Annotated in this window: 15 protein-coding genes and 1 pseudogene; 14 read left to right on the top strand and 2 right to left on the bottom strand. The window is 55.7% G+C overall.

Annotation, left to right across the window (positions count from 1 at the left end; translation table 11 throughout):
• The 10 genes from rfbC to HMPREF3115_RS30255 form a co-directional block, all read left to right on the top strand.
• Nucleotides 1–337 (top strand): dTDP-4-dehydrorhamnose 3,5-epimerase (gene rfbC, locus HMPREF3115_RS25545; RefSeq protein ID WP_256276428.1); only part of this gene is annotated, 337 nt, incomplete at its 5' end.
• A complete protein-coding gene (gene rfbD, locus HMPREF3115_RS25540; protein ID WP_070556629.1) occupies nucleotides 330–1,229 on the top strand; it encodes a dTDP-4-dehydrorhamnose reductase in 900 nt (299 codons plus the stop codon). The genes rfbC and rfbD, both read left to right, overlap by 8 nt.
• A 1-nt stretch (nucleotide 1,230) precedes the next feature.
• The gene (locus HMPREF3115_RS25535; RefSeq protein ID WP_227747594.1) at nucleotides 1,231–2,130 is read left to right on the top strand and encodes a glycosyltransferase family 2 protein; all 900 of its coding nucleotides are present in this window, start codon (nucleotides 1,231–1,233) and stop codon (nucleotides 2,128–2,130) included.
• Between the two features lie 53 nt (nucleotides 2,131–2,183).
• Nucleotides 2,184–2,966: an ABC transporter permease gene (locus HMPREF3115_RS25530; protein ID WP_070556625.1), complete on the top strand. Its 783-nt coding sequence runs from the start codon at nucleotides 2,184–2,186 to the stop codon at nucleotides 2,964–2,966.
• Between the two features lie 9 nt (nucleotides 2,967–2,975).
• Nucleotides 2,976–3,734: an ABC transporter ATP-binding protein gene (locus HMPREF3115_RS30275; protein ID WP_083302304.1), complete on the top strand. Its 759-nt coding sequence runs from the start codon at nucleotides 2,976–2,978 to the stop codon at nucleotides 3,732–3,734.
• 247 nt (nucleotides 3,735–3,981) lie between these two features.
• Nucleotides 3,982–4,809 carry a Stf0 family sulfotransferase gene (locus HMPREF3115_RS30270; protein ID WP_083302303.1) on the top strand — a complete coding sequence of 276 codons (828 nt, stop codon included), beginning with the start codon at nucleotides 3,982–3,984 and terminating at the stop codon, nucleotides 4,807–4,809.
• 33 nt (nucleotides 4,810–4,842) lie between these two features.
• Nucleotides 4,843–6,243 (top strand): FkbM family methyltransferase, encoded by a 1,401-nt coding sequence (locus HMPREF3115_RS30265; RefSeq protein ID WP_083302302.1) that lies wholly within the window; start codon nucleotides 4,843–4,845, stop codon nucleotides 6,241–6,243.
• Between the two features lie 36 nt (nucleotides 6,244–6,279).
• A complete protein-coding gene (locus HMPREF3115_RS31785) occupies nucleotides 6,280–7,914 on the top strand; it encodes a glycosyltransferase family protein (RefSeq protein WP_176748773.1) in 1,635 nt (544 codons plus the stop codon).
• A complete protein-coding gene (locus HMPREF3115_RS30260; protein WP_083302301.1) occupies nucleotides 7,907–8,935 on the top strand; it encodes a hypothetical protein in 1,029 nt (342 codons plus the stop codon). The genes HMPREF3115_RS31785 and HMPREF3115_RS30260 overlap by 8 nt, the downstream gene beginning before the upstream one ends.
• 212 nt (nucleotides 8,936–9,147) lie before the next feature.
• Entirely contained in the window at nucleotides 9,148–10,224 is a 1,077-nt protein-coding gene (locus HMPREF3115_RS30255) for a glycosyltransferase family 61 protein (protein WP_083302300.1), read from the top strand.
• A gap of 521 nt (nucleotides 10,225–10,745) precedes the next feature.
• On the opposite strand, the gene HMPREF3115_RS30250 is transcribed toward HMPREF3115_RS30255, so the two are convergent.
• Both HMPREF3115_RS30250 and HMPREF3115_RS30245 read right to left on the bottom strand, forming a co-directional pair.
• Nucleotides 10,746–11,708, bottom strand: coding sequence for a CgeB family protein (locus tag HMPREF3115_RS30250; protein WP_083302299.1), 963 nt, complete (start codon nucleotides 11,706–11,708; stop codon nucleotides 10,746–10,748).
• Nucleotides 11,709–11,716: 8 nt separating this feature from the next.
• A complete protein-coding gene (locus HMPREF3115_RS30245) occupies nucleotides 11,717–14,146 on the bottom strand; it encodes a glycosyltransferase family protein (protein ID WP_083302298.1) in 2,430 nt (809 codons plus the stop codon).
• A 259-nt stretch (nucleotides 14,147–14,405) separates the two neighbouring features.
• On the opposite strand from HMPREF3115_RS30245, the gene HMPREF3115_RS25505 reads away from it, so the two are divergent.
• The 4 genes and pseudogenes from HMPREF3115_RS25505 (at nucleotide 14,406) to HMPREF3115_RS25490 (ending at nucleotide 19,159) form a co-directional block, all read left to right on the top strand.
• On the top strand, nucleotides 14,406–15,275 hold the full coding sequence (locus HMPREF3115_RS25505) for a glycosyltransferase family 2 protein (protein ID WP_371089510.1): 870 nt from the start codon (nucleotides 14,406–14,408) through the stop codon (nucleotides 15,273–15,275).
• Nucleotides 15,272–16,237, top strand: coding sequence for a UDP-glucose 4-epimerase family protein (locus tag HMPREF3115_RS25500; protein ID WP_070556634.1), 966 nt, complete (start codon nucleotides 15,272–15,274; stop codon nucleotides 16,235–16,237). Before HMPREF3115_RS25505 ends, HMPREF3115_RS25500 begins: the two co-directional genes overlap by 4 nt.
• 5 nt (nucleotides 16,238–16,242) lie before the next feature.
• Complete coding sequence (locus HMPREF3115_RS25495; RefSeq protein ID WP_070556614.1) at nucleotides 16,243–17,259, top strand: MraY family glycosyltransferase; 1,017 nt, start codon at nucleotides 16,243–16,245, stop codon at nucleotides 17,257–17,259.
• A 12-nt stretch (nucleotides 17,260–17,271) separates the two neighbouring features.
• Nucleotides 17,272–19,159, top strand: a pseudogene (locus tag HMPREF3115_RS25490) (polysaccharide biosynthesis protein).
• Nucleotides 19,160–19,235 lie beyond the last annotated feature (76 nt).

Below are 19,235 nucleotides of genomic sequence, written 5' to 3'. Positions count from 1 at the left end.
CAAGCTCGTGCGCGTGGTCGAAGGCGAAGTGTTCGACGTAGCCGTGGACATTCGCCGCAGCTCGCCGAACTTCGGCAAGTGGGTCGGCGTGACGCTGTCGGCGGACAACCATCGGCAGCTTTGGGTGCCGCCCGGATTCGCGCACGGCTTCGTCGTGCTGTCGGAGGCGGCGCAGTTCCTGTACAAGACCACCGACTATTGGTACCCCGAGCACGAGCGCAGCATCGTGTGGAACGATCCGGACATCGGCATCGAATGGCCGATCAACTTCGAGCCGTTGCTCGCCGCGAAGGATGCGGCTGGCAAGGGGTTGGGGGAGGCCGAAGTCTATGCGTGAGGTGGGTGTGAAGACTGAACCGACGATTCTCGTGACGGGTGTGAATGGGCAGGTGGGATTTGAACTGCTGCGTTCGCTGCAAGGTCTCGGGCGGATCGTCCCCTGCGACCGTTCAATGCTGGATTTGTCGGACCTGGATCGGGTGCGCAGTGTCGTGCGGGAGCTGCAGCCATCGATCATCGTGAATCCGGCTGCTTATACCGCCGTTGACCGAGCGGAGACGGATATTGAGGCTGCTCGTCGGCTGAATGCGGACCTGCCGCGCGTCTTTGCGGAGGAAGCTGCCCGTAGCGGCGCGGTGCTGCTGCATTACTCGACCGACTACGTGTTTGATGGCACCAAACAGGGCGCCTATATCGAGACGGACGAAACCAATCCTCAGAATGTGTATGGGCTGACTAAGCTTGAGGGCGAACGCGCAATCGCGGCGGCAGGATGCGCGCACTTAATTCTGAGGACGAGTTGGGTGTACGGGCGGCGCGGCAAGAACTTTCTGCTAACGATGTTGAAGCTCGGCGCGGAACGTGATGAATTGAAAGTCGTCGCTGATCAGATCGGCGCGCCAACGTGGTCGAAGACGATCGCAATCGCTACGTCGCATATTGTCGCACGAAGCCCCGCGGCGATGGACCGGGACTGGTGGGCTCGACGCTCCGGCATCTATCATCTCACGGCAGGCGGGGCGACATCGTGGTGCGGCTTTGCCGAGGCGATTTTGGCCACGGCGATGGGTGATCGCGCGCCGCGGATTATTCCGATCCCCGCAAGCGAGTATCCGGTTCCTGCGAAGCGTCCCGCCAATTCGCGAATGTCGCACGACAAACTGACCGACATGTTCGGGCTGAAACTGCCGACGTGGGACGACGCGCTGCGACTGTGCCTGAGTGAGTAAGTTGAGCGAACGCCCCGCTCATCCAGAGCGCGCAGGCATTGTGATCGTCTTCTATCGGCCGGACCGCGATTGCGTGAGCCGGGCGAATCGGCTAGCGGACGAATGGCCGTGCGTGGTTGTCGATAATACCGAAGAGGCATCGAGTGCCGATGCGTTAGGTTTGGACCGTCGGATCATCTATCTGGCGAACGGCGCAAATCTTGGTGTCGCGACAGCGCTTAATCAGGGTATCTCGCAGCTGAAGGCTACGGGCTGCACGTGCTCGCTTCTGTTCGACCAGGATAGCGAGCCTTCCACGCAGTTATTGACCGAATTGCCTCGGACGCTCGCGGCTGAGCGAGCCCGCAACAATCGGGTTGCTGTGGTTGGACCCGCATACGAAGACGCCCGTCTTGGCGGTGTCGCTCCTTTTGTTCGTTTCGGCTGTTTAAGGCTGAAGCGCATCCAACCGATCGGCCAGCAGCCGGTTGAAGTCGATTTTCTAATTACTTCTGGTTCGTGTCTGAATCTCGCCGTCTGGTCCGACATTGGTCCGATGGACGAGTCACTGTTCATCGATTTCGTTGACCTAGAATGGTGCGTGCGCGCTCGTTCGAAAGGCTACCTGGTGCTCGGCGCGCCGGCGCTACGTCTGTCGCACGAACTCGGCGGTGAGCCAGTGCGGATTTTCGGACGGCGTTATCCGGGCCATAACCCTGTAAGACACTACTATCTGTTTCGCAACGCAGTGGCCCTCCTACGGCGCGGCTATGTGCCCTGGAGTTGGAAGTCGACGGAACTCGTCAAGATGCCGATACGACTCGCAATCTACGGGCTTTTCATGCAGCCTCGCACAGCACACTTGCGAATGTCAATTCTGGGCATCTGGCACGGGCTTACCGGCCGGTTGGGGGCGCTGTAGGGACTCCGGGGCAGCGGTTTCCGAAGATTTTGTTTTTATATTTGAAGGCTTGCATGCTGACTCTTTCACTCGCTGACCTCAAACAAAGTATCGCGTCCTGGCGGTTGTGGACGCTGCTCGGCTGGCTCGAAATCCGCCAACGCTACGCGCGTTCGCGTTTTGGGCCTTTCTGGCTCACGATCAGTATGGGCGTGATGATCACATCGTTGGGCATCGTGTATGGAACGCTTTTCGGGCAAAAGATGAACGAGTATTTGCCATTCCTCGCTTCTAGCATCGTATTGTGGGGACTCTTCTCGCAGACGATTCAGGAAGGAAGCGTCGCGTACATCAGTAGTGCCTCGTACATTAGGCAGATGGCGACGCCCAAGCTTATCTACATGCTGCAGGTTGTATGGCGGAACTTGATCATTCTCGCACACAACTTTGTGATCATTATTGCGCTGCTGGCAATTTTTGGCATAAAAAACTGGGAAGTACTGCCGCTTTTCATTCCAGGGTTGTTTGTTTACCTCGTGAATGCACTGTGGATCGCGATGATGGCCGGCTTGTTGTCGGCACGTTTCCGTGACCTTCCGCAGATCATCGGTGCATTACTTCAAGTCGCGTTTTATGTTACGCCGATTATTTTTCGGCCAAACGCATTGAATCGCTTTTCGTTTATCGTCGAGTGGAATCCTTTGGCCTATTTGATCGATGTTGTGAGAGGCCCATTGATCGGGCAAATGCCAAGCGGTTTAACGTGGGCAGTTACGATTGGAATGGCGATCATTGGATGGCCGATCGCGTTGCTTCTTACGGGTCGGTATCTAAAGCGTATCCCGTATTGGGTTTGAGGAATACACATGGCGTACATTGAATTGAAAAACGTAACGCTCGACTTGCCAATTTTCGACGTGCAGGGGCGCTCCCTCAAGAAGCAGGTGCTTCGCATGGGGCGGCGGAACCGTATTGCGGAAGGCAATGATGGCGTTATCGTCGTGCGTGCACTCGATGACGTGAGCCTCCGCTTTGAACGGGGTGACCGTATTGGCCTGATTGGCCACAATGGTGCTGGGAAATCGACATTGCTTAGAGCGATGGCTGGAATTTATCCGCCGACCGCAGGCGAATTGCATCGCGAAGGAAAAGTGGTGCCTTTGCTCGATATAAGCCTAGGTATGGATGAAAACTCCACTGGTATCCAAAACATCCGACTGCGCGGATTGTTGCTTGGGATGTCAGACGAAGAAATACGTGCGAAACAACGTGATATCACTGATTTTTGTGAGTTGGGCGACTATCTGGATTTGCCAATTCGAACGTACTCTAGTGGGATGAGAGTGCGACTAGCGTTCGCAGTGTCAACCGCAGTCGACGCCGAGATCTTGCTGTTGGATGAAGTAATGGGAGTAGGCGATGCTTCATTCATGCAAAAAGCAGAAGCCCGGTTGGCGGATCTGCACAAACGATCTGAAATTGTGGTACTTGCAATGCATTCTAATTCGGAAATCCGTAAAGTATGTAACAAGGCCCTTTGGATGGAGCGTGGTCGTGTACGAGCGTTCGGTCCCGTCGAGGATATTGTATCAGCATATGAGCGTGAGACGCAGGGCCGGAATTGATTCCATACTTGAGATGATGAGGTGAACGCGCTGCGGTCGAATTTCCGAAATAAAGGTTTGCTAGATGAATTGATTGAAAAAGTAGTGTCTAAGTAAACTGGCAATTTAATGGAATTTGTTGTTTAATAAGTGTGGTGTGCAGTTTATTGCATCAAGTTTTTTGCGCTTGGGGTGTAATAATTTGGTGCAAGTTCGCCAAAATGTTATCTGACATATATATCACACTAAGGATTGGTGAGAGGTTTTCGTGCAGTCTTTCGACAAAATCTTGTCAGTATTTTCTAAGAATCACGTCATACATAGGCGTACCATTGAGCGCATTGCCGTTAATGGGCGACCATACGTAATTTTCATTATCGCAAGATCGGGAAGTACATGGCTAACCGACATGGCGGCCAAGAGTGGACGACTCGGAGTGCCGCAAGAGTGGTTTAATGAAGATTGGATACAAACGGACGAGCTAGCGCTCGGCTGCAGGCCCCCTAAGGCGCTTGAGGTTACTGACGTAGACGAATATATTCTCAGGACGGTCGAATTGACGGCATCCGATGGCGGGTGCTTTGGCGTTCAACTCTCACCATCGCAGACAAGCAACGTCTGCCGAATGCTTGAAGACGTTGCACATGCATGCGAGGTATTTTCGCATTTTTATCTGCGCCGCAAGAACATCGTTCGTCAAGCTATCTCACTGTATCGGAGCGTTCGTTCCGGAGTGTTTCATAGCTATCAGACTGATAAAGAGGCTAGGAAGCGGTTTGGAGAAATTCAATATGATGAGGGGAGCATAAAAAACTGGTGTCAACACTTGGTGGAGGGTGAAATATATTTCGAGCGTGTCTTTTCGGAGAACCATATACAGCCGGAGCGCTTTTTTTACGAGGACCTGGTTTCTGACCCTCTATCTCAATTGCGAAGAATCGAACAAAAAATAAATCCGTGCGGTGATTCCATTCGGTCCGTGGAGTTTGAGTTGACGCCGTTGGCAGACGCTAAGACTGAGCAATGGGAGACGCTATTTCGCGAGAAAAATCCAGAGTTCCTGGCGGCGTTGGAGGAAACGAGACCTGTGATTTAACTGCTTTGATGCATCTTATTTTGGGGGTGGGAGATGGCTGAAATTGGCGAGATTGAGACGAGATATGGTCGATTACAGGTACCGAACGCCAAGAGTGACGTGGTCGGCCGTCATCTTAGCCGGTTTGGTGAGTGGGCCTGGCTGGAGTCGCTGTTCGTTTCGGGTTTTATTCCAGCCGTAGGGGCGCGTGTTTTGGACGGTGGGGCGTTCCTTGGCACATTTGGGCTGGGCCTGTCACATATTCGAGAGTTGGGCTATGTTCATTTCGTCGAGGCCAATTCTGACATTGTCCCCCTATTAGTGCGCAATGTTGACCTGAACTGCAGGGCAAACTGGAATGTGGAAAACGTGTTGCTCGCACCTCAAGGCGTTGCGGTCGGATCGTCTCACGCGGAAAGAGATAATATCGGCTCGACTTCGTTTGTTTTAGTGGAAAACGAGAGTCAGCCTCAACATGAAATAAAAACGCAAACGATTCGCGAAATAGAAGAGCGCGTTGGAAAATTCGATCTCGTGAAGTTGGATCTCGAAGGCGCTGAATTTAAATTGCTTGATGCCGATCGAGATTACTTGATTTCGCGAGACGTGATACTGTGGGTCGAGTGTAACGAGACGCCCCAATCTTTCGCGATCGCCGAGCTTTTTCTATCGATGGGGCGAAAGGTATATTATTTTGCATTTCCTGCGTATAACCCCGATAATGTAAACAAATCTGCCGAGCCAATATTCCCGTGGGCGTATGAGGCGGGTCTTCTTGCGGTGAAAAGTAAAATTTCTGAATTGGGAAAAGAGTTAACCGAGTATGGTTGCATATTGCGGGAGATCTCGAGTAATTCGGATTTGAAGGCGGCCTTATGGCGCACGCCGAGATGGGGGTTGGAGGAGTGGCTTAATCTATCGCTACCCGAAGTGGTGGCGTTAGCGGCACATAGGCTTCACGGTGACGATATTAATAAATTTCCTGAGAGTGATCCAAAATTGAGACCTCTGATTGATGAGCAACTGCGCGATGCACGGAACGAGTTGACCGAAGCTACGGGGCGGCTGAAGACGATGACACAAAAATTAAATGATATAACCGAACGCTATTCGAAAGTTCGAGAAGAAAAGCGGACATGTCAGCATATGCTCGAACTCGCGAATCAGAGAATTTCAGATTTGGAGAAAAATATCGCGCAGTCGAACGCACAAGCTTTGGATCGTTTGGCTCGACTAGGGGAGGTGAAAAGGCTTTCGGAGGAACGGACTCAGTCGCTCGAGCAAGAGTGCGCTCTGTTGCGATCTCAGATCGATGCGCTTCGAGCTATCGAATCGAGCGCTTATTGGCGCGCTGGCGCGCCGATACGACGAATGGCTATGCGATATCCGGCCATTAAATCTGTACTTGTTATTGGGTTGCGCGCGCTCGCAAAAATTACGCGGCCGTTCCGCTGAAAGAAGCACATTAATAAGTCGACGAGGAGCCTTAAATTGAGCCAAGATAGACCCGACCCCTATTCATACGAGATAGTAGCGCAGGAATTCGATCGTAAGTATTACCTTGCGTGCAACCCGGACGTCGAAGCCGCCGGCGTGGACGCGTTGGATCATTTTATGGTGCATGGATGGCGTGAGAGGCGCAATCCGTCGCGAGATTTCGATGTCAGATATTATCTGGCATCTAATCCGGACGTTGATGCTGCAGGTATTAATCCTTTCTTGCATTATCTTCAAAGCGGTCGATTGGAAGGGCGGTTGCCGCGACGACCTCTTGATATTTGGCGTCGCCAGATTGAGTCTTCAAATCCAATTTATGACCGCCAAAAAGATTGGTTGGGTGCGGCCGACGTAACGCCAGCACTGTCGCGTCTGGAGTTGGCAGAACGTCTGCGAGAACGTAATCGTGGTGTCGCATTGGCTATTTCGGTGAGTCACGATGATTATGTGGAAAGTTTTGGTGGAATCCAAAATATCATAAGCGACGAACAGAAGTTATTTTGTGAAAACGGTTGGAACTATTTGCATATTTGTCCAGCTGCACCCTTGCCAACATTGGGTGACGCGGCGCATGTTGATAGTTTTCGACTAAAACTGCGTATTGACGGTGATGCGTTGGGCGTTACCACGGTGGAAACTTTAACTGCGGTCTTCCAGGAGTGGTTACCAAATGGATCGCGGACCGAGTTGCTAATTCATCATTTATTGGGGCATTCTCCTGAGGCGGTGGCAAAAATTGCCCGTGCGTTTTCTGTTACGCGACCGAAAATGTGGTTGCACGACTTCTTCACTCTTTGTCCCAGTTACGCGCTTATGCGGAACGATGTCGCGTTTTGTGGAGCTCCACAACCCGGCTCGGGCGCGTGTCGGGTTTGCACATATGGCTCAGAGCGCGCGGGGCATTTGGAACGGATTTGGAAATTCTTCGAGGAGTTGGTACCAGATATTGCAGCTCCGTCAAGTGTCGCACTGCGGTTTTGGCTCGAACACTCCTCATATCCGGTGAATTCGCATCGAGTGATTGCTCCGGCGAACCTGTATCTCGCTTGCAGCAGCAACGACGAATCCGTGTCTGCAACTCGAGCCTTAACTATTGCTCACATTGGTGCCAGGTCATTTCTTAAAGGCTGGAGCGTGTTTGAGGAGTTGGCGCTGCGTTTTCGAAAGGATCCGCGCTACCGTTTTCTGCAACTCGGGGCGCAGGATGGTCCTCCCTTAATCGGTTGTATTAGGAACGTTCCCGTGAAGGTCAGTGCTGAAGAGCGTTCGGCGATGATCGAAGCCGTCGCAGAGCAAAACATTGACGTAGTGGTAAGTTGGTCACTATGGCCCGAGACGTTTTGCTTTGCCGTTCATGAGGCTTTAGCGGGCGGTGCGTTCGTCGTGGCGCGCAAAGACGCCGGTAATGTCTGGCCGGCGGTTTCGTCGTCGGCGCCACAACGTGGCGTGGCCGTCGATGATATGAGCGCCCTATTTGAATTGTTCGAGGGGGGCGAGCTAATGCGTTTGGTCAACAACAGTTCTCGATTGCGCGGCGCAGTGCTAAATGGCGAACATAGCTATGGATGGATCGCTTCGCAGCATCGAACCGAGGATGAGAAAATCGACGCTGAGGTGATTAATGGCTAATGTGCATTGCTTTACAAGTGCTTCTTATTCGTATCTTGACCGTGTGCGCGTCTTGGGAGAAACGCTCAAACAGTTTCATCCTGATTGGAAGTTTTGGCTTTGTCTGTCAGATACAGAGCCGGAAGGTTTTCGGCTCGATCTCAAAAATGAATCTATAGATGGAGTGGTTCACGTTTCAGAGTTGGGTATACCGGATCTGAAAGGATGGATGTTCGAACATGATGTTATCGAGCTGTGTACGGCAGTGAAGGGGCCGATGCTGTGCAAACTGCTCGAGCAGGGTGCTGACAAAGTCGTATATCTCGATCCGGATATCGCGCTCTTCTCGGAACTTGATTATGTTGTTGAGTTATTGGACTCTTACGATTCGATATTGACGCCGCACCAGGTGAAGCCGGACACGGAGAGGCGGGCGATCGTTGATAATGAAATTGGTTCGTTGAAGTACGGAATATATAATCTGGGATTTTGCGCTGTTGCCAATACAGATGAAGGGCGGCGCTTCGCCCGTTGGTGGCGCGATAGGTTGCTCGATTTCTGCTTCGATGATGTGCCTAATGGGCTCTTTACCGACCAACGATGGTGCGATCACGCGCCTGTATTTTTTCCGACACTCCACATATTACGGGATCCGGGTTATAACGTTGCGAGCTGGAATCAGAGTCAGAGGCCATTAGAGATTCATTCGAATGGAGAAATAACTGCTGACGGTGTTCCGCTAAAATTTTTTCATTTTACAAAGATAACATGGGTTGGCGAATTGATGCTTGAGCGATACGCTGGGGCGAGTTTTGCTGTCTTTGAACTCATTAAATGGTACAAGTGGCGTCTGGCGTCACATGCGGTTCAAGGGGTGCCAAAGGGATGGTGGGGCTACTCAACGTATTCAGATGGCAGTGAGATTCCTCGGGCCCATAGAGTGCTGTATCGAAGCCGGCCGGATTTGAAAGCGAGATTCCGAGATCCGTTCGAGATTGGGGGGGACTCGTTTAAGAATTACGTCATTGAGCAGGCTCTCTAAGTTCCGCTCGTATAGGGTGACCCCGGGTCTCCGGGTGTGCACCATGTCCAGTATATTTTTCATCATGACAATGCACCTGCTGGGCGGTATGGTCGCTATTGTCTATTCGACCGGGAATGGTGTGTACAACGTTGTTCCATCGTGAAGTCGATGGGGCGATTGGGTCAAAAAATGTCGGAGAAGTGGGCGGTAATCCGTGAGAAGGGTTCAAGATGAACGTACATGAGCAAGTGAACATTAGGCGCTCGCAGGCAGATCGCTGGGTGGAAGTGGAGCCGGAGAGTCAGTACGAGAGAAGGACGCCAAATCTATTCAATTTTTTTGGCTATTCCGATGATGTTCGGCGATATATTTTGAACGAAATATGCCGCCGATACGTCATAGTCCCTCCTCAGGATGTTTATTTTCATAATGAGGCTTATGCTTCAGATTATACTGTATTGTTCAATCGAGAAAGGCAGGTTCTGCAGGGATCGGTTGTTGATCATATTTCGATCCCAACATTCGAGGAGTTGTCGAACGTGCCGGGATACAATATCGAGCATATAACCGGTCGGGCGGCCTACATATGGAAATCCGGAAAGAACAATTACGGCCACGTTCTTGTTGAAATGCTGTCAAAGTGCGAAAGTCTGCTAAAGGCCGGTTTGACTCCAATGCGGCTTATTGTGCCTAGTCTGGCAGAAAATTTGCGTATTCATTTCGAGAAAATGCTGCATGCCGCATATGGCGATGCGTTCTCGCTGATTTATATGACCACGCCGCTTGCTAAGGTTGATGAGTTGGTGGTCCCGGGTCCGGTAACGCGGCACAATTCACAAAAGTCTCATGCAGTATCGACGCTCGCGGCAAGATTGAGGAAGGCTGCCGGTGTGCGTCGCGGGTTTGAAAAAATTTACGTATCGCGATCGGGTCATCCCAACCGTCGTATGGAAAACGAGCACGTCATTGAGGACATTGCTCAATCCTACGGTTTTAAGATTGTTCGCCCCGAGACGATGAGTGTGTTGGATCAGGTTGCGACATTCTCGGGTGCGCAACACGTGATGGGTCCATTGGGCGCTGGTCTAACAAATTCAGTGTTTTCGCCGGAAGGGGCGCAGGTCACCGTAATTGATCCTGGTTTGTACGATTTCTTTTTTTATGATCTTGCTAGTCTGCGCGGGCAGCAGTTTAACTGGATTTTCACTCAGCCTATTGAAATAAATGATGGTTCGAGATTGCATAGTAATTATGTGGTCGATGCAGCGCTGATAAAGCAAGTGTTGGATGTGGTCGACGTGAATTGACAGTTGCTTATATGAGCCGTCTTTCCTTGTGATACTCACAATGCTGGAAATCTTGGGTGATTTCCGTGGACGGCTGTACGGACAGATTAACTCGGACCGGACGCTGATTCAGCCAGTTGATCGAGGGTCAATTGAAATAGGGTAGCGGCTGGGAGACATTCAGTGTCCGAACGAACCCGTCGGCACCGCAGCGTGCCGACTTTCTCGAAAGCGCGAGCTACGCGCTGCTAATTTGCGTGCTGAATGCCGGACAACCAGCGCAATCGGATCGATACGCGCTGGCGAAAGCTTTCGCATCGGGGGGGCAACCCCGAAGGCTTTCAATGATCGATCGCCGTCCGAGGGGCCGATGTCGGTGCCGTGAAGCTAGCCCGCGAGCAGCGAACCGATCCCCGAGTGCCGTCTGACCTGCTACCGTGCGCGTGAAGGCATGAGCGACGCTCGATCAGGGTTGATGGGCTTGTAAGATCGGAACCAATTGTTCAATGCCGGCTGATCTGAACAGGTTCGGGATGTAAGCATTATCCGCGACTTATAGTTTGCTCGACGCAACTTAGTATCGTCTCAGCTCGGTTTCGGTACGTATGATCGCGGCGGGTTCGGCGCTGCGCTGCTACGGCGATTTCCATTGCCCGTTTTTCGTCGTCTCGCAACATCTCGATGTGGCGGCGTAATTCGCCGGGCGAGTCGAACAGCAGAATCTCTCCATCGCGTTCGCTGTAGTACTCGCTAATTTCAAGCCCTTCGACGAACATGCACTGCACTGTGCCAGCGGCTGCCGCTTCGAACGTACGCGGTCCTGGAGTCGAAGCGTCAAGTTTAAAGCGCTCGTTGCCGAGATCGAGGCGGCGGCCGATATTCAATGTGACCAATGACGTGGAGTAAAGGTCGGGGAGGTCAGCGTTGGCTACGCGGCGATTGGTTGCAAAGGAGAGGTCGGCTGGCCATTCTGCGCCCATTACTTCGACATTGATTCCTTGAAGAGCGCTCGCGCAGTCACGCAGCAACTGAACGCGATTCGGGAAGCCGACGCCACAGAAAAATACGTCGCGAGATTTCCTCGGTGCCGGTTCGCGGAAGTGGGCGTCGGGATCCGCAGCCAATGGGAGGTGGTGTACGTTCGGGTGAGCGTAGTGCGTTGCACTCCATCTGTCGTTCGAAAAGATGATATCGGCCAGCGGTATGATCTTTTGCGAATAGTCGAACTCGTAAGGATCGTCATGGAGCCAGAACGCTACGCAGGATCCAATGTCGAGCGCTGCCTGCTTCACTTCGAGGTAGTAACTGACCGACGGCATGCACGACCCAAATATGACGATCAGTTCAGGAGCTTCGGTTCGCACGATCGTGGCTGCGCTTTCCAAGGAGCAGGAGCGAACAGTGCATACGCCGGACAACTCTCGAAATCCGTTCGCGACGTAGCCACGCAGGGTGGCATTATTATTAATCGCATCGGGCGATGCGCCGGAGATGAGTACGTTCATTGCTTGAATTACCGTCGGGTTCTGATGCGGTTGGCTAGAATCCGCAGAGTGGGTCGAAGGCCATTCATCTTGTAAAAGCGCCGCAATCGCTTAACCTGAGCCATATAAGTTCGCCCGAGAATCGGCTGTTGCACGGTGCCGAGTTGCCAAGTGGGTGATTCGATAACGACACCGAGTTCCTGAATAGGCGTGTGCATCAATGGTACGTCAGTCCTCAGCGCCCGGGGTGGTGTCGACAGTAGCGATGAATACTCACCGCAGAGCAGTTCGACATGTTTTGACAGTTGCGAGTACGCTCGCTCTGTTACTCCCTTGCGCAACGTTTTCAGGACATCCGGGGAGTCGGCTAATGCACGGACGGCGTCGATGAGTGAACCCTCGCTGTTTGGCTGAATCTTGATGCCGTTGACCATATGGGCGACACGTTCGCCCAACGCCCCAATGTCCGTCACGATTGGCACCAACCCGAGTTGCCATGCTTCAGAAAGTGTCAGGCAATACGTCTCCGGCCAGATCGACAGATGAAGCGAAACCTGACATTCGAGCAACGCTTTCGGTAATGCATCGTGCATGTAGGGGCCATGAACGATGACGTTTGGGTGCTTGTCCCGATTGGCGAGCCATTCATATTGGGGGTCCACCCTTCCAAAAACGTGAAATTCGACCGGCGTGGATCTGAGCTGCGTGAGCGCACGTCCCAGGACGTCGCCACCTTTTTGGAAGGTTACGTTGCCGAGCAAAGCAATCTTCAGCGGTTGGAGTGTTTGATGCTGCCTGCGTACATGCCCGTCCGGGATTGGTACAGGCAGGACGCGTACACAAGGGTGTTGACGTGCGGCGGGATAAATGCGCTCGAAGGTATGGCGGCTATAGTTCGTGTTGAACACGATCATATCCAGATGCCGTAGCACGTCGTTCCAGAAACCTCGCCGCGTCGCCTGAGATCCGCTGACGATATGATGCTTCTCCCACAGGCACACGTCGCATTGCGAGAGCGACACGTTAGGTGCGCCGCAAAACTCACTCTTATAAGACAGCAGATTAAATTCGTGGCAGACGCCAAAGTAGTCGTGAGCCGTGAATGCGGTGGGGATTCCTAGGTGTTTCGCGACGTGAACCAACGATGGCACATGGCCGATGAAGTGATGGAAATGAACGAGGTCGACAGCGTGGTCCCGGAGTACCTGGCGGAATGCACGCTCGCGATCGTCGCAAGTCAGAAGGGCGGGCGAATAACTTTGCGTAAACTCGTGCCGCGTAAGCTCCTCGTAGTCGCTCGATAGTACGTAAGCAGAATTTTTTCGCCCGGTCAGGTCGGGGGCGTAGAACAAAATCTTCCACTCTCTGCCGAGCGCTTGCTTAAGTCGGTCCAGATAGACCTCCACGCCACCGAAGTTACCACGGCTCGGAATGTTATGCGTGACAAAAAGCAGCGTACGCATCGCTTTACTCGTCGACGAGGTGCGCTTGGCTAGGGTGACGGCGCGGCTCAGCATCTTATCGATGCGAGCGTCGTACGTATGCTCTCGAAGCGCGCGCTTGCGTGCAGCTTCGGCGATTGCGTTCCGATAAGGCCGATCGCCAATGAGACGAGCTGCTTTCTCTAGGAAATCGCGTTCGGAAGAAAAGAGAATCACTTCCTCGCCGGGTTGAAACGATTGGTCGACTTCGGCGAGCGATTCATGAATCATCTGGGCGCCACCGGCAAGTGCAGCTTCAAACAACCGCGGCGGCGGCGTTTCAGCGAGCTTTCTCCCGCCCGATGCAGAGAATACTCGTGGCAGCATGAGAGTGATTGCGCTACGGTTTACAAACCTCGCAAAATCAACCGGCGAAGTACGCCACGACAGAGCGCTTTCTGGCAGATCGACGCCGTGCGGAGGCAAGAAGCGGTTACTGGGCAACGCAATTTTGTACTTCCACTCTGGGGGGAAGTCCTTTAGCACCGACCGGAGGAAGGCGCTGCGATTCGGCCACGCAGTTCCGGCAAAGAAGAGCTCGTACCTGAGCGGCTCATCCTGAGGGCACACGGGAAGCGAATGGAATTCCGCCGAGCCGGCGAGCGGTAGATGGTTGCCCTTGGCTCCATACGCTGCAACGCTTGACGAATCGTTCGTGAATACAAGATCAAAGAGCTTTGCGTTCCGAGTGTTAATGTCGATCTCATACGGGTCTTCGGTTACCCATAGAAGGGAGCGCCCACAGACTCGGGCAAGTTGCTCACATAGGGTTGTATTTAGTTCTTCGCCGTCGAACGCAATGAATAAGTCGCAACGGTTCGCAACGGCAATCGACATCGCGTCGATGGGATCCGCTTTCGCGACGAACTCCACCTGAGGATGCCGTTTTAGTGCGCTGGCCACAGCAAGGCAAATGTAATGATTTGGGTTGCGATATTTCGTATCAAGCAAGAGGATGCGGAACTTGGCCGGACTCATTCGGTACTCTCGGGCGGTAGCGTCGAGTTAACGCTGTATACTTCCGTGGGGCGGGATCGTCCGACGTACGGCGCACGCCGGGGAAGGTCGGTATTTTACCTTACGCCTTCTGTCGCGCCGCGGGCACATCGAACGGTTGGCCAGTGCCTTGTGGCTCGGGAAGCGTCCGTCTCAAGTATGTTTCGAAGAGGTGAGCCGTGTTTTTTGTCAAGTGTCACGATGGTGACTGCAATGCAATTTCCCCTCGCTCGACGGCTTGATGGGCGGCGAAATCTATCCACAAAGCGGTTTGGTTCACGCGACAGACGGTGCTTCTGTCGTGCTGTCGGTGTCGGTCGTTGTTTATCGACCGGCTACCGATCAGCTGATGCGAACCCTCACCAGCCTCGTCGCGGCTTGCGACAGGCTGCGGGAACGGGCACACCCTGGTTTCGTTACGGTCTGCGTCGTCGATAACGGTGATTTTTCATCTACCGACGATGTGGCAGACCTGTTGCGAATGCATGGAATTTCGTGGCATCTGGTGTCGGGGCAAGGCAACGTCGGCTTCGGTCGAGGACATAATCTGTCGCTGCGTCGCACGTATGCCCGCTATCACCTGATTCTCAATCCGGACATCGACCTCGATGACGAGGCGCTGGTTCGCGCGATCGACTTCATGGACGCGCATCCGGATGTCGGATTGCTAACGCCATGGATTGGCGACCAATTTGGGAAGCAGCAATTTTTGTGTCGTCGCTTTCCCGCGCTACTGGACCTTTTAGTGCGCGGTTTCATGCCCGCCAGCTTGCGAGCTCATTTCGGCAACCGTCTCGCCCACTACGAAATGCGCGACGTGATCAACGACCACGACATCGTCTGGGATCCCCCCATCGTCAGTGGCTGCTTCATGCTCTTCCGCACCGAAGTCCTGAAGAAGCTGGGCGGCTTCGATCCGCGCTACTTCCTGTACTTCGAAGACTACGACCTCAGCCTGCGCACGCACGACGTCGCACGGGTCGCCTACGTCCCGTCAGTGCGCGTGATTCACCACGGCGGCGGCGCCTCCCGCAAGGGCTTTGCACACATCCGCATGTTCGCCGCGTCCGCGTTCAAGTTCTACAACCGTTTCGGCTGGAGGTTGTGGTGACCCATCTCGTCGTCACGGGCGCAAACGGCTTCGTCGGCCGCGCGGTCTGCCGTCGTGCGCTGGAGGCCGGGCACACGGTGACCGCGCTGGTGAGAGGTCCGGGCGGAACCGTCGATGGCGTACGTGAATGGGTGCACCCCGCTGCGGATTTCGACGGCCTTGACGACGAATGGCCGACGACCCTAGCGGCCGACTGCGTAGTTCACCTCGCCGCGCGCGTGCACGTGATGCGCGACGAGTCCCCGGATCCCGACGCCGCGTTCGAGGCGACCAACGTCGCCGGTACATTGCGCCTCGCCAAAGCCGCGCGCCAGCATGGCGTACGGCGCATCGTCTACGCGAGCAGCATCAAGGCGGTGGGCGAGGGCGATGGCGGCACGCCGCTTTCGGAAGCTGCGAACCCCGAGCCTCAGGACGCCTACGGCCGCTCAAAACTGCGCGCCGAGCGGCAGCTTGCTCAGTTCGGTGCTGCCAATGGTCTCGATGTCGTGGTCGTGCGTCCGCCGCTCGTCTACGGTCCGGGCGTTCGCGCCAACTTCCTGCGCATGATGGATGCGGTCGCGCGCGGGATGCCGCTACCGCTCGGTTCCATTGCTGCACGCCGCAGCATCGTCTATGTCGACAACCTCGCCGACGCACTGCTGCATTGCGCGGTGGATCCGCGTGCCGCAGGCGAATGTTTCCACGTTGCCGACGACGATGCGCCGTCGGTCACTGATCTGTTACGACTGGTCGGCGACGCACTCGGGAAGCCAGCCCGCCTGATTCGGGTTCCGTCCGCCGTGCTGCAGGCGCTCGGTACGCTGACCGGCCGCCGAGCGGCGGTCGACCGCCTCACCGGTAGCCTTCAGCTCGATACGGGCCGGATCAAGCGCGTCCTCGGCTGGCACCCGCCTTACACGACGCGCCAGGGCCTCGAAGCCACCGCCGCATGGTATCGTTCGCGCGATACACGACAATAGCCGACATGCATCTCCCGATACCCACTTGGCTTGCCGCGACAGCGGTGGCCTTGGTTGCTGCCGTTGCGTCGACGGCGATCTTGCGCGTTCTGCTCGCGACCGGCCTCGCATGGCGACTCGCAACCGATATTCCGAACGATCGTTCGCTTCACACGCTGCCGACGCCACGTGTAGGCGGGTGGGGCATTGTCCCAGTTTGCCTCGTCGTGCTCGTGGCATGTGCGTCGCGCTTATGGTTGATTGCCGTCGGCGTAGCGGCGCTCGCCGCGATATCCCAAATCGACGACCGCCGTGGACTTCCCGCTCGCGTGCGGTTCTCGGCACACCTCGCGGCAGTGGTGGCATTGATTGCCGTTTATCCCGCTGCGGCGCCCTGGTGGCTGTTGGCCGGCGTGGGCTTCGTGATGGTCTGGCTGACGAACCTGTACAACTTCATGGATGGCGCCGACGGTCTCGCGGGCGGGATGGCGTTGTTCGGCTTCGGTGCATATGCGATCGCGGCGTTGAGCGGTGCGAATCCATCGCAAGATCTCGCAGTCGCAGGCGCTGCGGTAGCCGGCGCCGCGCTCGGCTTTCTTCTGCTGAATTTCCACCCGGCGCGGCTGTTCCTGGGCGATGCCGGCTCGATTCCGCTGGGCTTCCTTGCCGGTGCGCTGGGCTACTGGGGGTGGCGTACCGCCGTCTGGCCGATCTGGTTTCCGGCACTCGTGTTCGCCCCCTTTATTGCGGACGCGTCTGTAACACTTTTGAGACGAATGTTACGCGGAGAACAGTTCTGGCAAGCACACCGAGAGCATTATTATCAAAGGATGGTTCGGTCGGGCATCGGCCACGGCCGCACCGCTCTTTATTGGTACCTCATCATGCTCACAGGCATAATCGTCGCCTTGTGGGCAAAGGGCCGCCCGGAGCCGCAGCAATGGCTGTGGTTCTTCGCTTGGTACGGCGTCCTGGCATGTATCGGAGTGGTGATCGACATGCGTTGGCGCCGGCTTCAGACGGCCGCCAAAAACAATTCGTGAGGTTTCCCGCCGATGTTGCGATCCAAAGCATCATGGCTGTCGCTGAGTGCTTTCTTTTTCGACCTGACGGCGGTTGTCGCCGCGTGGCTGTGCGCTTATCTGATCCGCTTTAATGGCAGCATCCCGCCTGATTTCCTGCGCGGTGCGCTGACCGCATTGGGATGGGCCTTGCCCGTCTACGCCCTGATGTTCCACATCTTCGGCCTCTACCGGGGCCTGTGGGTGTTCGCGAGCCTGCCCGACCTGATGCGCATCTCGAAGGCAGTCATCGGCGGCGCCGTGATCGTGATGATCGGCGCCGTGATGTTCCAACCGACGCCGATCATCCCGCGCTCGGTGCTGCTCGTTTCGCCACTGATGCTGTTCCTCGCGATGGGCGGCGCACGCGCGCTCTATCGCGCGACGAAGGAGTTCTACCTGTACGGCGGCCTCGTCGGCCAGGGCAAGCCCGTGCTCGTGCTCGGCGCCGGCACGGCGGGAGCGAATCTCGCGCGCGAGCTGTCCCGTTCCGGCGAATGGCGGCTCGTCGGCCTGCTCGACGACGACGTGACGAAGCAGGGCCGCGAAATCTACGGCTACAAGGTGCTCGGCTCGTTCAACGACCTGAAGCACTGGACCGAAGCGATGAAGGTCGAATACGCGATCATCGCGATTCCGTCGGCGTCCGTCGAAACGCAGCGACGCGTGGCGACGCTGTGCGTGCGCGCGGGCGTGAAGGCGATGGTGCTGCCGTCGCTGACTGCGCTGATGCCGGGGCAGGGTTTCCTGTCCCAGGTGCGCAATATCGATCTCGAAGACCTGCTGGGTCGCGAAGCAGTAACGATCGACACGCCGCACGTCGAAGCGCTGCTGCGCGGCCGCGTCGTGATGGTCACTGGCGCCGGCGGTTCGATCGGCTCCGAGCTGTGCCGGCAGATCCTCCGCTTCGCACCGGCGCAACTGGTCGCGTTCGATCTGTCCGAATACGCGATGTACCGCCTCGTCGAGGAATTGCGCGAGCGCTTCCCCGATCAGCCGGTCGTGCCGATCATCGGCGACGCGAAGGATTCGCTGCTGCTCGACCAGGTGATGTCGCGCTATGCGCCACACATCGTGTTCCATGCGGCCGCATACAAGCACGTGCCGCTGATGGAGGAGCACAACGCATGGCAGGCGCTGCGCAACAACGTGCTCGGCACGTATCGCGTGGCGCGCGGCGATCCGCCACGACGTCCGCCACTTCGTGCTGATCTCGACCGACAAGGCGGTCAATCCGACCAACGTGATGGGTGCAAGCAAGCGCCTCGCCGAAATGGCGTGTCAGGCGCTGCAGCAGACGAGCGGCCGCACGCAGTTCGAGACCGTGCGTTTCGGCAACGTGCTCGGCAGCGCCGGCAGCGTGATTCCGAAGTTCCAGCAGCAGATCGCGAAGGGCGGCCCGGTGACGGTCACGCACCCGGAAATCACGCGATTCTTCATGACGATCCCCGAGGCGTCGCAGCTCGTGCTGCAGGCGTCGAGCATGGGGCGCGGCGGCGAGATCTTCATTCTCGACATGGGCGAACCGGTCAAGATTGTCGATCTCGCGCGCGACCTGATTCGTCTCTACGGATTTTCCGAGGAGCAGATTCGCATCGAATTCACCGGCTTGCGTCCGGGCGAAAAACTCTACGAGGAACTGCTTGCGGACGACGAGACGACGACGCGCACGCCGCACCCGAAGCTGCGGATCGCACGCGCCCGCGAAGTGCCCGGCAACCTGCTCGACGAACTCCTGCCTTGGCTGATGCAGCATCGTGTGCTGACCGACGACGAGGTCCGGCGCGATCTGCGACGCTGGGTGCCGGAATATCAGACGGCCGTTGCGCCGGCATTGCAAAGCGTGCCGACGACGACGGTTCGCACGGCATCGAGCGCGTGACGGCAGCCGGTCGATCTCGAACATCCAATAAGAAAAGCGCCCCGTGGGGCGTAATGCCGTTCAGTTAAGGTTCTTT

It is taken from the genome of Burkholderia sp. HMSC10F09, assembly GCF_001806955.1.
GTDB classification, from domain to species: domain Bacteria; phylum Pseudomonadota; class Gammaproteobacteria; order Burkholderiales; family Burkholderiaceae; genus Burkholderia; species Burkholderia multivorans.
Note: the sequence above shows the minus strand (reverse complement) of the source record. Positions and strands in the feature narration are given on the sequence as shown.

Bases quoted from the DNA above. Each gene is read 5' to 3' on its own strand.
- HMPREF3115_RS30260 (WP_083302301.1), top strand. From the start codon at position 7,907: ATGGCTAATGTGCATTGCTTTACAAGTGCTTCTTATTCGTATCTTGAC.
- HMPREF3115_RS30275 (WP_083302304.1), top strand. From the start codon at position 2,976: ATGGCGTACATTGAATTGAAAAACGTAACGCTCGACTTGCCAATTTTC.
- rfbD (WP_070556629.1), top strand. From the start codon at position 330: ATGCGTGAGGTGGGTGTGAAGACTGAACCGACGATTCTCGTGACGGGT.
- HMPREF3115_RS30245 (WP_083302298.1), bottom strand. From the start codon at position 14,146: ATGAGTCCGGCCAAGTTCCGCATCCTCTTGCTTGATACGAAATATCGC.
- HMPREF3115_RS30265 (WP_083302302.1), top strand. From the start codon at position 4,843: ATGGCTGAAATTGGCGAGATTGAGACGAGATATGGTCGATTACAGGTA.
- HMPREF3115_RS30250 (WP_083302299.1), bottom strand. From the start codon at position 11,708: ATGAACGTACTCATCTCCGGCGCATCGCCCGATGCGATTAATAATAAT.
- HMPREF3115_RS25505 (WP_371089510.1), top strand. From the start codon at position 14,406: ATGGGCGGCGAAATCTATCCACAAAGCGGTTTGGTTCACGCGACAGAC.
- HMPREF3115_RS30255 (WP_083302300.1), top strand. From the start codon at position 9,148: ATGAACGTACATGAGCAAGTGAACATTAGGCGCTCGCAGGCAGATCGC.
- HMPREF3115_RS25495 (WP_070556614.1), top strand. From the start codon at position 16,243: ATGCATCTCCCGATACCCACTTGGCTTGCCGCGACAGCGGTGGCCTTG.
- HMPREF3115_RS25530 (WP_070556625.1), top strand. From the start codon at position 2,184: ATGCTGACTCTTTCACTCGCTGACCTCAAACAAAGTATCGCGTCCTGG.